Origin of the sequence: Fredinandcohnia onubensis, assembly GCF_002734215.1 — a bacterium.
In the GTDB taxonomy this organism is placed as follows: domain Bacteria; phylum Bacillota; class Bacilli; order Bacillales; family Bacillaceae_L; genus Ferdinandcohnia; species Ferdinandcohnia onubensis.
The window spans coordinates 121849-135837 of sequence record NZ_NSEB01000006.1 but is presented as its reverse complement, the minus strand read 5'-3'; the positions used below and the strand labels follow the sequence as shown (position 1 = coordinate 135837).

The following is a 13989-nucleotide window of genomic DNA, read 5'->3' as shown; positions in this document are numbered from 1 at the left end:
GAATGAGGATTCTCGGTTTGGACGTCGGCTCAAAAACAGTCGGTGTCGCCGTCAGTGATGAAATGGGCTGGACTGCTCAAGGCATTGAAACAATCAAGATAAATGAAGAACGACAGCAGTTTGGATTGGAAAGACTTGGTGAAATTATCAAGGAATATGAAGTAGAGTCTGTCGTAATTGGTTTACCTAAGAATATGAATGGAACTATTGGACCACGTGGTGAAGCCAGTCAATATTATGCTGATATGGTACAAGAGAAATTTGGTTTGCCTGTTGTATTATGGGACGAGCGTCTCTCAACAGTAGCAGCTGAACGTGTCCTATTATCAGCGGATGTAAGTCGAAAAAAGCGAAAGCAAGTCATCGATAAAATGGCTGCAGTCATGATCCTCCAGGGGTATCTAGATAGTAAAAATTAATGAGGTGGATTAACATGGAACATGGTGAAAAGCAAATAACAGTAATTGACGAGCAAGGAAATGAAATTCTTTGTGAGGTACTATTTACATTCGAATCAGATGAATTTGGAAAGTCATACGTCCTTTACTATCCTGTAAGTGATGAAAATGAAGATGATGAAGATATCGAAATTCATGCATCAAGCTTTAGCCCTTCTGAAGACGGTGAAGATGGTGAACTTAAACCAATTGAAACTGAAGAAGAATGGGACCTTGTCGAAGAAATGCTAAATACGTTCCTTGATGAAGAAGGAGAAGAATAAAAACAGCCGCGAGCTGTTTTTTTCTTTTTCTCCAACTTATGGCTTAAAAAATTCAAAAGATACCTAAAAAAAGAACGAAATTTTTAGAAAAAACTGCAAAAATATAGTGAATTCTCCCTAAAATTGACGAATTAGATAAAAAAATGTAGTATAATAATTCGAGTGAGGGGAGGATTTTCGATATATGTCTGATAACGAATCGAAAAAGGATTTATATAAAAAGAATTTGCAAGAACGGCATAGAGAAGCCAAAACAATCCGTAAAATTGTGTTTATCGTATTTATCGTTATATTAGTAGTTTTATCTGGAATAATTGGCGGAGGCTATTTATATATAAAATCAGCACTTGAGCCTGTTGACCCTACAAATAAAGAACCAATCGAAGTAACTATACCAATTGGTTCGTCGCCAACAGCGATTGCAAGAATTCTTGAAGAAAATGATATTGTGAAACATGCAAAAGTTTTTCGTTACTACACAAAATTTAAAAATGAATCAGGTTTTCAGGCTGGTGAATATACATTTAATCAATCTATGAACTTTGATCAAATCATTGAAAGTCTGAAATCAGGAATCCTTATGGGAGAACCAGCTTTTAAACTAGTGATACCAGAAGGAAAACAACTTGAAGAAATAGCAACAATTATTGCGGAGCAAACCGGTTATACCAAGGAAGAAATCATGGAAAAGGTAGACGACCCTACCTATGTTAAAGACTTGATTAGCAGGTTTCCAAATACATTATCGGAAGAAATTTTAAATAAAGATATTAAACATCCGCTTGAAGGTTATTTATTCCCAGCAACCTATCCATTTTATGAGAAAAAGCCTTCAATTGAATCCATTGTCGAAACAATGCTAGAGCAAACAGATAAGATCCTAGTAAAATACGTTGGGCTAATGGAAGGGAACAGCTATATCGATTCTACTCATAAACTATTAACCATGGCGTCGTTAATAGAAGAAGAAGCAACGGCACAAACAGACCGTGAGCAAATTTCTAGCGTGTTTTATAATCGTCTGGATGATGGAATGCCACTTCAAACCGATCCTACTGTTCTTTATGCATTAGGAGAACATAAAAAACGTGTTCTATATGATCATCTTGAAGTGAACTCACCATACAACACATATAAAAACCAAGGTTTAACACCTGGACCCATTGCAAATGCAGGTGAATCATCCCTATCAGCGGCGTTAAACCCTGCAGAGACGGATTACCTATACTTCTTAGCAGCTCCAACAGGTGAAGTGTATTACTCCAAGACATTGGACGAGCATAATGCTAAAAAAGCACAGTATATAACCAATCAACAATAACTTACTAGGGAACCCAATATGGCGTTCCCTTTTTCTTTATGGTAAAATAAGTTGAAATTATTATCATACAAAAATAAAAAAGCAAAATTACTGCACTTTTAACCAATACCACCATACTGAAATGGAGGTTTTTTTCTTGTTATCAAGCAAAATAACCAATTATCTAGAAGGTCTATTTCCAAAAAGAGACGAAATCATTGAAGAAATTGAACATTATGCAAAAGAAAACAATGTACCAATTATGGAACTAGTAGGCATTGAAACAATGCTTCAAATATTGCGTATTTCTGAGCCAAAGCAAATTTTAGAAATTGGAACGGCAATTGGCTATTCTGCTATTCGGATGGCTCAGGCACTTCCAAATACGAAAATTGTCACAATTGAAAGAGATCAAGAAAGATACGAAAAAGCCCTTGAAAATATTGAACGAACAGGGACAGGTTTACAAATTGAAGTGATATTCGGTGATGCTCTTGAAGCAGCTGAGGAAGTAAAGAAACATGGGGAATTTGATTGCATTTTTATCGATGCTGCTAAAGGGCAATATCGACATTTTTTTGACATCTATGAAAAATGCCTTTCAAAGGATGGTTTAATTGTTACGGATAATGTACTATTTAAAGGGCTTGTTGCAGAGGAACAAATTGAGAGTAAAAGAATAAGAAATCTCGTAACAAAAATTAAATCGTACAATGAATGGCTCCTCGCACACCCAGATTATCTGACTACTATCTTACCTGTTGGGGATGGGGTTGCATTAAGTAAAAGAAGAGGTGTAACGGAATGAAGAAACCAGAGTTACTGGTGACTCCTACATGTGTAGAAGATATTGAACCATTGATTAATGCTGGTGCTACAGCTTTTATTATAGGTGAACAACGATACGGTTTGCGTCTTGCTGGTGAATTTAACCGTGAGGAAATTGTAAAAGCGGTTGAGGTTGCTCATGCACATGACGCGAAAATATACGTTGCAATGAATGCCCTTTTCCATAATGAAAAGGTCCCTGAGTTAGGAGACTATGTCGCGTTTCTACGTGATAGCAATGTGGATGCGATTGTTTTTGGTGACCCTGCTGTACTGATGACTGTAAAAGAGGTAGCACCAGAAATGAAACTTCACTGGAATACTGAAACAACAGCGACAAATTGGTATACATGTAATTACTGGGGCAGAAAAGGCGCAAAGCGTGGGGTTCTTGCTCGTGAGTTAAACATGGATGCAATTGTTGAAATAAAGGAAAATGCAGAAGTTGAAATTGAAGTTCAAGTACATGGAATGATGTGCATGTTCCAATCGAAGCGTTCATTAGTCGGAAACTATTTCGAATATCAAGGTAATGTTATGGAAGTTGAAAATCGTAAAAAAGAAAAAGATATGTTTCTATTCGATGAAGAGCGTGGCAATAAATATCCTATTTTTGAAGACGAAAATGGCACTCATATCATGAGCCCAAATGATGTGTGTATTGTCGATGAATTGGAAGAAATGATTGATGCTGGTGTAGATAGCTTTAAAATCGAGGGGATTTTAAAATCAACAGAGTATCTGATTGAGGTTACAAAAATCTATCGAAAAGCAATCGACTTATGTGTCGAAAATCGTGATGAGTATGAAGATATCAAGGATGACCTATTATCACAACTTGAAGAACTTCAACCAATAAATCGCCCACTAGATACAGGTTTTTATTTTAAAGAAACGGTTTACTAGCAAGAGAAAAGGAGGAAATTGTATGACAGCAGTTGTGAAAGAGCCTATTTCAAAGATAGTAGACGGCAAACGTGTAATTGTTAAAAAGCCTGAGTTGCTTGCTCCAGCAGGTAACCTTGAAAAACTAAAAATTGCTGTTCATTATGGCGCAGATGCTGTTTTTATAGGTGGTCAAGAATATGGATTGCGTTCAAATGCTGATAATTTCACATTAGAAGAAATCGCTGAAGGTGTGGAATTTGCGAAAAAATATGGTGCGAAAATCTATGTTACGACAAATATATTTGCTCATAATGAAAATATAGATGGATTAGATGAATACTTGGCCGGATTAGAAAATGCTGGAGTATCTGGAATTATCGTTGCAGATCCCCTTATTATTGAAACATGCAAGCGAGTGGCTCCAAAAATGGAAGTACACTTAAGTACGCAGCAATCACTTTCTAACTGGAAGGCTGTTCAATTCTGGAAAGAAGAAGGTTTAGAACGTGTTGTTTTAGCGCGTGAAACAAGTGCAGAAGAAATTGAAGAAATGAAGGAAAAGGTCGATATTGAAATCGAAACTTTTGTTCATGGTGCGATGTGTATTGCTTATTCTGGACGTTGTACATTAAGTAATCATATGACAGCTCGTGATTCGAATCGTGGTGGTTGTTGCCAATCATGTCGATGGGATTACGAATTATTCAAATTGGACGAAAATGAAAATGAAGTAGCCCTATTTGGTGACAATGATGCTCCATTTGCAATGAGTCCAAAAGACCTAAAGCTTATCGAATCGATTCCACGCATGATTGAATTAGGAATTGATAGCTTGAAAATTGAAGGACGAATGAAGTCAATTCACTATATTGCAACAGTAGTAAGTGTTTACCGTAAAGTGATCGATGCGTATAGTGCAGATCCAGATAATTTCGTCATAGATGAAGAGTGGCTTAAAGAGCTCGATAAGTGTGCAAATCGTGAGACTGCTCCTGCCTTCTTTGAAGGGGTTCCTGGAGTTTCAGAGCAAATGTATGGTACACATAGTAAAAAAACAACTTATGATTTTGCAGGTCTCGTGTTAGACTATGAAAAGGAATCAGGAATTGTAACGTTACAACAACGCAATTACTTTAAAAAGGGAGACCAGGTTGAATTTTTCGGCCCTGAAATTGACAACTTCACACAAACAGTTGAGACGATTTGGGATGAGGACGGAAACGGAATAGAAGCTGCGAAACATCCATTGCAAATTGTTTCGTTTAAAGTGGACAAGCCTGTTTATCCAAACAACATGATGCGAAAGGGGAAGTAAGATGAGCAGAAAGCCAATTGTCATTGGCATTGCTGGGGGCTCAGGATCTGGTAAAACAAGTGTTTCAAAAGCCATTTATGAGCATTTTAGAGGCCATTCAATCATGATGATTGAGCAGGATTCCTATTATAAAGATCAAAGTGATATACCTTTTGAAGATAGATTAAATACAAATTATGATCATCCACTGGCTTTTGATAATGATTTACTCATTGAACATATTAAAAATCTTCTTGAATATAAAGGTATAAGAAAACCAGTTTATGACTATAAATTTCATACAAGGTCTTCTGAAGTGATCAATGTTGAACCTAAAGATGTCATTATTTTAGAAGGAATTCTTGTTCTTGAGGATGAAAGATTACGCGATTTGATGGATATTAAACTATATGTTGACACGGACGCCGATATCCGTATCATCCGAAGAATGCTACGTGACATAAAAGATCGTGGCCGTACGTTAGAATCTGTTATCGAACAGTATGAAACAGTGGTTCGTCCGATGCATAATCAATTCGTTGAACCAACGAAGCGATATGCAGACATTATTATCCCCGAAGGTGGACAAAATCACGTTGCAATAGACTTAATGGTAACAAAAATTCAAACAATTCTTGAACAAAGTGTCATTTTGTAATAACATAACAGAGAAAAAGGTGTTATGATAGTACAATCAATAAGGAAAGGAATGGTGGTAATTTTCTACCATTCCTTTCCCTACATACAGTAAAGAAAAAAATTCGTACTACATATTTTATCTTAAAAGCAATCACAGGGGGATTGTAACGACTACAAGGAGTGAAGGGATTATGGTAGAGAAAGTATTTCCTATGACATTAGAAGGAAAGCAAAAATTAGAGCAGGAGTTAGAGCATTTAAAGACAGTTAAGCGCAAAGAAGTAGTTGAGCGCATTAAAATTGCAAGAAGCTTTGGGGATCTTTCAGAAAACTCAGAGTATGACTCTGCGAAAGATGAACAAGCATTTGTTGAAGGACGTATTACAACAATTGAAAATATGATTCGTAATGCAAAGATTATTGAAGAAGACGCTGACAGTGCTGGTCGAGTTTCACTAGGAAAATCAGTTACGTTTATTGAACTTCCAGATGGTGAAGAAGAAACATATACAATTGTAGGAAGTGCAGAAGCAGACCCATTTGAAGGAAAAATCTCTAACGACTCTCCAATTGCAAAAAGCCTTTTAGGCAAACATGTTGGTGATAAGGTAACTGTTCAAACTCCAGGTGGAGAAATGCTTGTAGAAATCACTAAGATTGACTAATACGACAATGCACTAGGCCTTTTTATAACATTTTAATATGTATAAATAGTGTGACACCTCGTCGAAACTGTAGACGAGGTGTTTTTCTATGGTTATTAAAAGACGAGCATTACTAATTCTGGTACTAATTCTGTTAGGCTTAGCTGGATTACTCGGTAGGCTTATACAATTACAGCTAGTAAGTACAGAATCATTTACGGATAGAGATGTGAATTTAATTGAAGCGAGTGTATCGCAACGAACCCAAGAACTTGTTATTGACCAGGGTCGTGGTAGATTTATTGACCGTAATAAAAAGGCGCTAACTCATGAATATTATCCAACACTGGTGTTGTTTCCTTTTTTAAAAAACGTTGAATGGCCAGTTGAAGAAGTAGCGGATATCGTAAATATTCCCGCTTCAAAACTAAAAGATGAAATTCTGGAAGCGAAAAAGCCTGTTATTGTAGGTGGAGATAGACCCATAGAATTAACGGAAACGCAAATGAATAAAATCAATCATCTCCAAATTCCTGGTGTATTTGCGGTCCATCGTCAATATGAACTCGATAGTGAAATCGCCGAGCACTTAATCGGCTTAATCCGGGAAAACAGAGAGTTGTTCGAAAATCGTTATCCAGAGAAAAACTATTTACCGAAAAATACAAAGTTAGGTATCACTGGTTTACAATCTACGTTTGATGAATTCCTATTACCAGAAGGAGAGGCGAAGCTTTTATATCACGTAGCAGGTGATGGAGGACCATTATTCGGCATTGATGTAAAGTACACTGCACCTGCAAATCCATATTATCCAGTTGCTATTCAAACAACACTTGATCGAGACCTCCAGATGTTGACAGAAAAGATACTTGATAAGCATGATTTGAAAAAAGGTGGAATTGTTCTTCTTGATGTTGAGTCTAATGATTTACTTGCTATGGTGAGTAAACCAGATATAAATTCATCAAACCCTTTCAGGGATGGCTCTGCTGAAAATCAAATGATTATGCCACAATTCCCTGGTTCTGTGTTTAAGACGGTTATTGCCGCAGCTACAATCGAAAATCAACAAATCTCAAACGATCGTATGTTCAATTGTGACCAAGATTTGTATGGGGGGGGGCAAGCCGAATATCCACATGGTATGCTGAATTTTCATGATAGCTTTGCAAAAAGCTGTAATTTTACCTTTGCTAAGCTGGCCCAAGAATTAATACAAAAAGACCAAAACGTGATTGAACAATATTCTGAAATGCTTGGTTTACTTGGCCCAGTTGGATGGAATGGGGATGTATTTCGTTTTCAAGATTTTAAGCAGCTGCCAAATGAATACAATGGCCGAATTTGGACAGATGAACGTGATAAAAAAGTAGCCAAAGCAGTTGCACAAACAGCCATTGGACAAAAAGATGTTAGGGTAACTCCATTGGGGATTGCAAATATGATGGCAACTATTGCTCGTGGCGGTTCCAAAAAGGAGGTTCGTACTGTTAGTGATGTATTATATAAAAACGGGACAACCCTATTCTCATTCTCCAAACAGGATATGGACGGACCGAAGATAGCTCCATACACGGCAAGTAGGCTTCAGGAATTATTAAGGGGTGTTGTTACATCTGGAACGGGACAAAGGTTCGCACAACTTCCATATACAGTGGCCGGAAAATCAGGTACTGCTGAGACAGGAAAAAAACAAGGAGATGCAGTCCTTGTAAACAAATGGTTTGCGGGTTATTTTCCATTTGAAAAACCAAAGTACGCGCTTGTCGTCGTCGATTTAGAACAGCCAGGAGCAAAGTCTGTAGCGAATACTGTTTTTTATGAAATCGTACAAGGTATATATCAAATGGAACAGGAAAAAGGTACCAAACAAAGCGACTGATAAATAAATGTCTTCAACCTTTCTTTATCACATGCTAGAATAAGAAGATAGTTTACTGATTAATAGTCGTTTTTAGGAGGTACTATAATATGGGGTATGAGTTAGACAAAATGAATGAAGGGCCTCGATCTGGAAGAAGAGCGAAAAGAAAAAAGGTAAATCGAATTTTAAATATTTTAATCGTCCTTGTGGTTGTTATGATTGTCTTTTTTGGTGGAAAGTTAATTTTCGGTGACAAAAATGTAGATGATTCTGTAGCTTCCAAACAGACAAATCAACCGGCAAATGATAATGGAAAAGCTGCTTCGGACCCTTCAGATAACAAAGAGAATGAAGCAGAAGAAACTTCTGGCGAAACGAATGAACAAACGAAGGAAGATACAAAAAAAGAAACGCCTGAAGAGGAAAAAGCAATAGAAACGGATGAAACTGAAGTGATTACAGAAGGTGATCCTGAATCAAATATTGTGAAAACAATCGTCAATCAGGCATGGAAGCCAGTCGGTACTGAGCAAGCAGAACCACATACAACGAATTTCGAAACCGATTCAGTTGACCGCAATGAAATGGAAATGGCTACAAGTTATGCCACCGGTTTTGACCGCTCAGATATGGTTGTGTGGTGGCTAGGCAGAAACGGTGGAAATTCGATCACTGCTACTGTTTCATCGAAAACAACAAAACAAGTACTTAAAGTGTATTTAAATTGGGTTCCTAACGAAGGCTGGAAACCAACAAAAATTGAAGAATTAAAAGAAAATGACAGCGAAACATATAAAAACTATAAAACTTCAGAACCTGATGAAGACGAAAACGAACCAGATGAGGATGAAGATTAATTTTAGCGCAGGATATTCCTGCGTTTTTTTGTGCGTTTTCTTATCTAATAATTGATAATAGCAGTATAATATGTTAAATTTAGAACAATTCATTGCTTAATTCATAGTATACTTATAGGAATAATATATAATGTGGAGAGTGAGAAAAATGGGGCGAGAATTTTTAGATGTTTTTGAAGGTTGGGCGGATTCTTATGATTCAACTGTAACCGGTCATGATGTGGAATATAAAGAAGTGTTTTCACGATATGATGACATCTTAAATGATGTTGTACAAAAATCTGGTCTCACTGTTTTGGAGTTTGGTGTGGGTACAGGAAATCTCACTCAAAAATTACTTAACAATAATAAGAAAGTGTATGGAGTGGAACCATCAAAGCCGATGCGGGAAATCGCCTTAGAAAAGCTTCATAACTTTGATTTTACAATAGAAGATGGAGACTTTATCGTTTTCAATAAGCCAACAGCCCAGATTGATACCATTGTAAGTACGTATGCATTTCACCACTTAACGGACACCGAGAAAAACCAAGCTATTTTACAATATAGCAACTTGCTTGAAAAAGGTGGTAAAATAGTGTTTGCGGATACAATGTTTGAGAATAAACAAGAATATACAATGACGATTCATTCCGCAAAACAAAATGGCTTTCATAACCTTGCAAAAGATCTAGAAACGGAATATTACACAACCATTCCTGTATTACGTGAAATTGCAAAGCAAAATGGCTTTACTGTTGAATTCACACGTTTTAATCATTTTGTTTGGGTCATGGAGGCAACGAAACAGTAAAAACGAAAGGTGATACGTACTAATGAAGATAGCAATTATTGGAGCAATGGATGAAGAAGTAGCAATTTTAAGAGAGAAAATTGAAAATAGACAGGAAACCACAGTTGCCGAAAGTGTTTTTTATACCGGGACGCTAAATGGGTATGATGTTATTTTATTAAAATCAGGAATTGGAAAAGTGAATGCAGCGATATCTACAACTATTTTATTACAGCAATTTAAACCAGATTATGTTGTAAATACAGGCTCAGCAGGTGGTCATTTAAAAACGCTTAATGTAGGCGATATTGTCATTTCTTCAGAAGTAAGACATCATGATGTGGATGTAACTGCTTTTAACTATGAATATGGGCAAGTTCCTGGATTGCCAGCTGCATTTAAAGCGGATGAAAAGCTAATAGAGTTAGCTGAAAAAAGTGCTGAAGGAATCACAGATATACAGGTTGTGACTGGATTGATCGCAACAGGTGACTCCTTCATGAATGATCCAGAGCGAGTATCATTTGTAAGTCAAAAGTTCGGTGATTTATATGCTGTAGAGATGGAAGCAGCGGCTGTAGCGCAAGTTTGTCATCAATTTAAAGTACCATTTGTCGTTATCCGTGCCTTATCAGATATCGCAGGAAAAGAATCTGATGTATCGTTTGAACAGTTCCTACAAACTGCAGCAGCCCATTCATCAGATGTAGTTGAAAAAATGGTAGCACAAATTAACAAGTCTTTGTAACTTTATTCAGGATAATTTAGACCTTTGGAAGGTATTAAGTCCATAATGATTTTTACAATATTGAGTAGGGTTAGTAACAGGCTGAATAAAGTTACGCCTCCGGCGGATGCCACAGATTTTCAATGGAAAATTTTCGAGTAAGCTCGAAAAAAATCTGGGCGTAAATTCGCCAAGGCGAATTTGATTAGAGGTGAATTAACATGCAAGTGTATCAAAATGTTCACGGGCTTATTGGCAATACCCCGATCGTTGAGATTACGAAGTTTCCATTATCTAATGGTGTTCGTCTCTTTGCAAAGCTCGAATTCTTTAATCCAGGCGGAAGCATAAAAGATCGTTTAGGAGTTGAACTTCTTCAAGAAGCTTTTGCTACAGGTCAGTTAACTGAAGGAGGAACGATCATTGAGCCTACTGCCGGCAATACTGGGATTGGACTTGCACTTGCTGCAATCAACCGAAATGTAAATGTGATTCTTTGTGTTCCTGAAAAGTTCTCAGTTGAAAAACAAGAATTGATGAAGGCGTTAGGAGCGACGATCGTCAATACTCCAACAGAGGCAGGTATGACGGGTGCGATTGAAAAGGCAAAAGAGCTTCTTAATGAAATTCCAAATTCCTATTGTCCACAACAATTTGCAAACCCAGCGAACCCTGAAACCTACTATAAAACAATTGGACCCGAGATTTGGCAACAGCTTGAAGGACAATTAGATATTTTCGTAGCGGGAGCAGGTACTGGTGGTACTTTTATGGGAACTGCTAAGTATTTAAAGGAAAAGAAAAAGTCCATAAAGACCGTTATCGTTGAACCAGAAGGATCAATCCTAAATGGCGGTGAATCAGGTCCACATAAAACAGAAGGCATTGGAATGGAATTTCTTCCAGGATATATGGATACATCCTATTTCGACTCGATTCATACTGTATCTGATGAGGACGCGTTCCGTCGAGTGAAAGAAATAGCACGTACGGAGGGGCTTCTTGTCGGCAGTTCTTCAGGGGCAGCCCTTCATGCCGCTCTTTTAGAGTCAGAAAAAGCACAACCCGGATCACATATTCTAGTCATTTTTCCTGACAGTAGTGAACGCTATTTAAGTAAAAAAATATATCAAGGTGGGATTTAAGAATGAAACGTAAAACGATGCTTATTCATGGGGGAGTTGGCGAGGATCCACAGACTGGCGCGGTCAATACGCCTATCTACCAGGTTAGCACCTATAAACAAGAAGGAATCGGAGGCCATAAAGGCTTTGAATATTCAAGAACTGGAAATCCAACCAGACATGCACTAGAAGAATTAATCAAGGATATTGAAGGTGGAGAAAGAGGATTTGCATTTGGCTCAGGTATGGCTGCAATCACAGCTGTAATGATGCTATTTAACAGCGGAGACCATGTCATTTTAACAGACGATGTGTACGGTGGAACATATCGCATAATGACAAAGGTTCTTAATCGCCTAGGTATTGATTCAACCTTTGTTGATACAAGCAATCTAGACAATATTGAAGGTGAAATTCGTGAAAATACAAAAGCAATTTACATCGAATCTCCGACAAATCCTTTATTAAAAATTACCGATATTAAAGGGGCTTCAGAAATTGCAATGAAACATAACCTCCTAACTATCGTAGATAACACCTTTAGCACACCATATTGGCAAACACCAATTGCTCTTGGTGCTGATATTGTTTTACACAGTGCTACCAAATATATTGGTGGTCATAGTGATGTAGTGGCTGGTCTTGCGGTTGTTAACTCTGCTAAGCTAGGTGAAGAATTGCATTTCGTTCAAAACTCAACTGGTGGTGTACTTGGTCCTCAGGATTCCTGGTTATTAATTCGTGGGATTCGTACACTTGGTGTACGGATGGAAGAGCATGAGGAAAATACGAAGAAAATTGTCGAGTTTCTTCAAAACCATCCAGCAGTTAAAAAGGTATACTATCCTGGGATTGAATCCCATCCAAATCACGCCATTGCTAAGGAACAAGCAAAAGGATTTGGTGGTATGGTATCCTTTGATGTTGGCAGTGAAGAAAATGCAGATAAGCTCTTAAGTAAAGTTAAATACTTTACTTTAGCGGAAAGTTTAGGGGCAGTCGAAAGCTTAATTTCTGTGCCAGCTAAAATGACCCACGCCTCCATTCCAGCAGATCGCCGTGCAGAATTAGGCATTGGAGATGGGCTAGTACGTATCTCTGTGGGATTAGAAGATAATGAAGACTTAATCGAAGACCTCGAACAAGGCTTACAATAAGAAGTAAACCTCTGGCCCATTTAAGGGTTAGAGGTTTCTTTGAGGGAATTAAACTGCTAAAATTTACATTCTTAACAACCTATCAAGCTATGATATTATAGGGTAGAAGTTTAATAATTTGGTAGGTGAAGACATGATGGAGCAAAATAAACAAATGAAAAACCTGCGTACTAAAGTCACAGACTACACAAACTTCGGATACATCCTTCTTGTTTTAAGTGTATTTTTATATATCGGTGTTATCATTCCGGAGGGACGTTCTCCGTTTCAATTATATACAATGATGGGTTCTACACTCATTCTCTTAAGCTTGTCATTTACATTTTTTATTTTAGTGATTAAATATAAAAAACAACTCGAAGAATAATAGTCCTTCACCTAAATTTTTGGTGAAGGAATTTTTTTGCAAAAAAGTGTTTACATGTGTACCTGAATTGGTTATAATTACCACAGTAGGAAAAAATTAATGACAAAAGGAGGTCGAGTAAAATGATTAAATTAAATGCTATTGCTACAAATATGACAACTTCATATGAAACAATCTATTCGACCAAACCGGTGATTAATTTTTAATTTTATTTGATACGTTAATCATGCCACAGGTGGAATAGTACGCCTGTGGCTTTATTATGCCTTTAACGCCACAGGACTCGTATGCCTGTGGCCTTTTTGTGTCAATTTTTCCTACACAATTATCAAAATGTATAGCTAACGAACAAAGGAGGTGAGTAAATAATGACCATCAATCTATTTTTCTTAACGATCTCAATTTCAAAACGTCAAAAGTCTATTGAAGAATATGTACATGAAGAAAAAGTCAATAAACATATGGAAGAAATGAAGGAACGCCAATATTCAATGATGCGCTTATTTTAACTTTATCAGTATATATTTTAAATAGTGATGTGAAAAATACAATATGATGATAAAAATTTTGTGGAGTTCATACTACGACTGATAAAGTTAAAGCCTCCGGCGGATGCCACGATTTTTCAATGGAAATTTTTCGAGCAAACTCGAAAAAAATCGGGCTTACAAATACGCCAAGGCGCATTTGATACAACAAAACTAAAAATAGGAAAGGGGAATGATGAAAATGTTAATGAGAAATTGTCCGATTATAGCTTGGTTATCTGTGGAGAAGGATTCCACCTAACGTACTAAAATCATA

Annotated in this window: 16 protein-coding genes; all 16 read left to right on the top strand. The window is 37.1% G+C overall.

What is annotated here, in order from left to right; all coding sequences use genetic code 11:
• The first annotated feature begins 2 nt into the window (after positions 1–2).
• The 16 genes from ruvX (at position 3) to CKK03_RS07505 (ending at position 13694) form a co-directional block, all read left to right on the top strand.
• A complete protein-coding gene (ruvX, locus tag CKK03_RS07580; protein ID WP_099362007.1) occupies positions 3–419 on the top strand; it encodes a Holliday junction resolvase RuvX in 417 nt (138 codons plus the stop codon).
• A gap of 14 nt (positions 420–433) precedes the next feature.
• On the top strand, positions 434–721 hold the full coding sequence (locus CKK03_RS07575; RefSeq protein WP_099362006.1) for a DUF1292 domain-containing protein: 288 nt from the start codon (positions 434–436) through the stop codon (positions 719–721).
• Between the two features lie 184 nt (positions 722–905).
• Positions 906–2042, top strand: coding sequence for an endolytic transglycosylase MltG (gene mltG, locus CKK03_RS07570; protein WP_099362005.1), 1137 nt, complete (start codon positions 906–908; stop codon positions 2040–2042).
• A gap of 136 nt (positions 2043–2178) precedes the next feature.
• The gene (locus CKK03_RS07565) at positions 2179–2829 is read left to right on the top strand and encodes an O-methyltransferase (protein WP_099362004.1); all 651 of its coding nucleotides are present in this window, start codon (positions 2179–2181) and stop codon (positions 2827–2829) included.
• Positions 2826–3755 (top strand): peptidase U32 family protein, encoded by a 930-nt coding sequence (locus CKK03_RS07560; protein WP_099362003.1) that lies wholly within the window; start codon positions 2826–2828, stop codon positions 3753–3755. The genes CKK03_RS07565 and CKK03_RS07560 overlap by 4 nt, the downstream gene beginning before the upstream one ends.
• Before the next feature lie 22 nt (positions 3756–3777).
• Entirely contained in the window at positions 3778–5052 is a 1275-nt protein-coding gene (locus tag CKK03_RS07555; protein WP_099362002.1) for a peptidase U32 family protein, read from the top strand.
• A 1-nt stretch (position 5053) separates the two neighbouring features.
• Positions 5054–5689: a uridine kinase gene (gene udk / locus CKK03_RS07550; protein ID WP_099362001.1), complete on the top strand. Its 636-nt coding sequence runs from the start codon at positions 5054–5056 to the stop codon at positions 5687–5689.
• Positions 5690–5858: 169 nt separating this feature from the next.
• Complete coding sequence (gene greA, locus CKK03_RS07545; RefSeq protein ID WP_099352177.1) at positions 5859–6335, top strand: transcription elongation factor GreA; 477 nt, start codon at positions 5859–5861, stop codon at positions 6333–6335.
• An 88-nt stretch (positions 6336–6423) separates the two neighbouring features.
• Entirely contained in the window at positions 6424–8199 is a 1776-nt protein-coding gene (locus tag CKK03_RS07540) for a peptidoglycan D,D-transpeptidase FtsI family protein (protein WP_099362000.1), read from the top strand.
• An 89-nt stretch (positions 8200–8288) separates the two neighbouring features.
• Positions 8289–9038 (top strand): YrrS family protein, encoded by a 750-nt coding sequence (locus CKK03_RS07535; RefSeq protein WP_245864060.1) that lies wholly within the window; start codon positions 8289–8291, stop codon positions 9036–9038.
• Between the two features lie 148 nt (positions 9039–9186).
• Positions 9187–9831 (top strand): class I SAM-dependent methyltransferase, encoded by a 645-nt coding sequence (locus CKK03_RS07530; protein ID WP_099361999.1) that lies wholly within the window; start codon positions 9187–9189, stop codon positions 9829–9831.
• Between the two features lie 22 nt (positions 9832–9853).
• Positions 9854–10558: a 5'-methylthioadenosine/S-adenosylhomocysteine nucleosidase gene (gene mtnN / locus CKK03_RS07525; RefSeq protein WP_099361998.1), complete on the top strand. Its 705-nt coding sequence runs from the start codon at positions 9854–9856 to the stop codon at positions 10556–10558.
• A 200-nt stretch (positions 10559–10758) separates the two neighbouring features.
• Positions 10759–11682: a PLP-dependent cysteine synthase family protein gene (locus tag CKK03_RS07520; RefSeq protein WP_099361997.1), complete on the top strand. Its 924-nt coding sequence runs from the start codon at positions 10759–10761 to the stop codon at positions 11680–11682.
• A 2-nt stretch (positions 11683–11684) separates the two neighbouring features.
• Positions 11685–12818, top strand: coding sequence for a bifunctional cystathionine gamma-lyase/homocysteine desulfhydrase (locus CKK03_RS07515; protein WP_099361996.1), 1134 nt, complete (start codon positions 11685–11687; stop codon positions 12816–12818).
• Between the two features lie 136 nt (positions 12819–12954).
• The gene (locus tag CKK03_RS07510) at positions 12955–13185 is read left to right on the top strand and encodes a YrhC family protein (RefSeq protein ID WP_245864058.1); all 231 of its coding nucleotides are present in this window, start codon (positions 12955–12957) and stop codon (positions 13183–13185) included.
• Between the two features lie 368 nt (positions 13186–13553).
• Positions 13554–13694: a YrzI family small protein gene (locus CKK03_RS07505; RefSeq protein WP_099352184.1), complete on the top strand. Its 141-nt coding sequence runs from the start codon at positions 13554–13556 to the stop codon at positions 13692–13694.
• Positions 13695–13989: the final 295 nt, after the last annotated feature.

Excerpts from the sequence above, each read along its gene's own strand:
- CKK03_RS07575 (WP_099362006.1), top strand. The coding sequence starts at position 434 with ATGGAACATGGTGAAAAGCAAATAACAGTAATTGACGAGCAAGGAAAT.
- CKK03_RS07510 (WP_245864058.1), top strand. The coding sequence starts at position 12,955 with ATGGAGCAAAATAAACAAATGAAAAACCTGCGTACTAAAGTCACAGAC.
- ruvX (WP_099362007.1), top strand. The coding sequence starts at position 3 with ATGAGGATTCTCGGTTTGGACGTCGGCTCAAAAACAGTCGGTGTCGCC.
- CKK03_RS07535 (WP_245864060.1), top strand. The coding sequence starts at position 8,289 with ATGGGGTATGAGTTAGACAAAATGAATGAAGGGCCTCGATCTGGAAGA.
- mtnN (WP_099361998.1), top strand. The coding sequence starts at position 9,854 with ATGAAGATAGCAATTATTGGAGCAATGGATGAAGAAGTAGCAATTTTA.
- CKK03_RS07520 (WP_099361997.1), top strand. The coding sequence starts at position 10,759 with ATGCAAGTGTATCAAAATGTTCACGGGCTTATTGGCAATACCCCGATC.
- CKK03_RS07555 (WP_099362002.1), top strand. The coding sequence starts at position 3,778 with ATGACAGCAGTTGTGAAAGAGCCTATTTCAAAGATAGTAGACGGCAAA.
- mltG (WP_099362005.1), top strand. The coding sequence starts at position 906 with ATGTCTGATAACGAATCGAAAAAGGATTTATATAAAAAGAATTTGCAA.
- CKK03_RS07505 (WP_099352184.1), top strand. The coding sequence starts at position 13,554 with ATGACCATCAATCTATTTTTCTTAACGATCTCAATTTCAAAACGTCAA.
- CKK03_RS07530 (WP_099361999.1), top strand. The coding sequence starts at position 9,187 with ATGGGGCGAGAATTTTTAGATGTTTTTGAAGGTTGGGCGGATTCTTAT.
- udk (WP_099362001.1), top strand. The coding sequence starts at position 5,054 with ATGAGCAGAAAGCCAATTGTCATTGGCATTGCTGGGGGCTCAGGATCT.
- CKK03_RS07560 (WP_099362003.1), top strand. The coding sequence starts at position 2,826 with ATGAAGAAACCAGAGTTACTGGTGACTCCTACATGTGTAGAAGATATT.
- CKK03_RS07515 (WP_099361996.1), top strand. The coding sequence starts at position 11,685 with ATGAAACGTAAAACGATGCTTATTCATGGGGGAGTTGGCGAGGATCCA.
- CKK03_RS07540 (WP_099362000.1), top strand. The coding sequence starts at position 6,424 with ATGGTTATTAAAAGACGAGCATTACTAATTCTGGTACTAATTCTGTTA.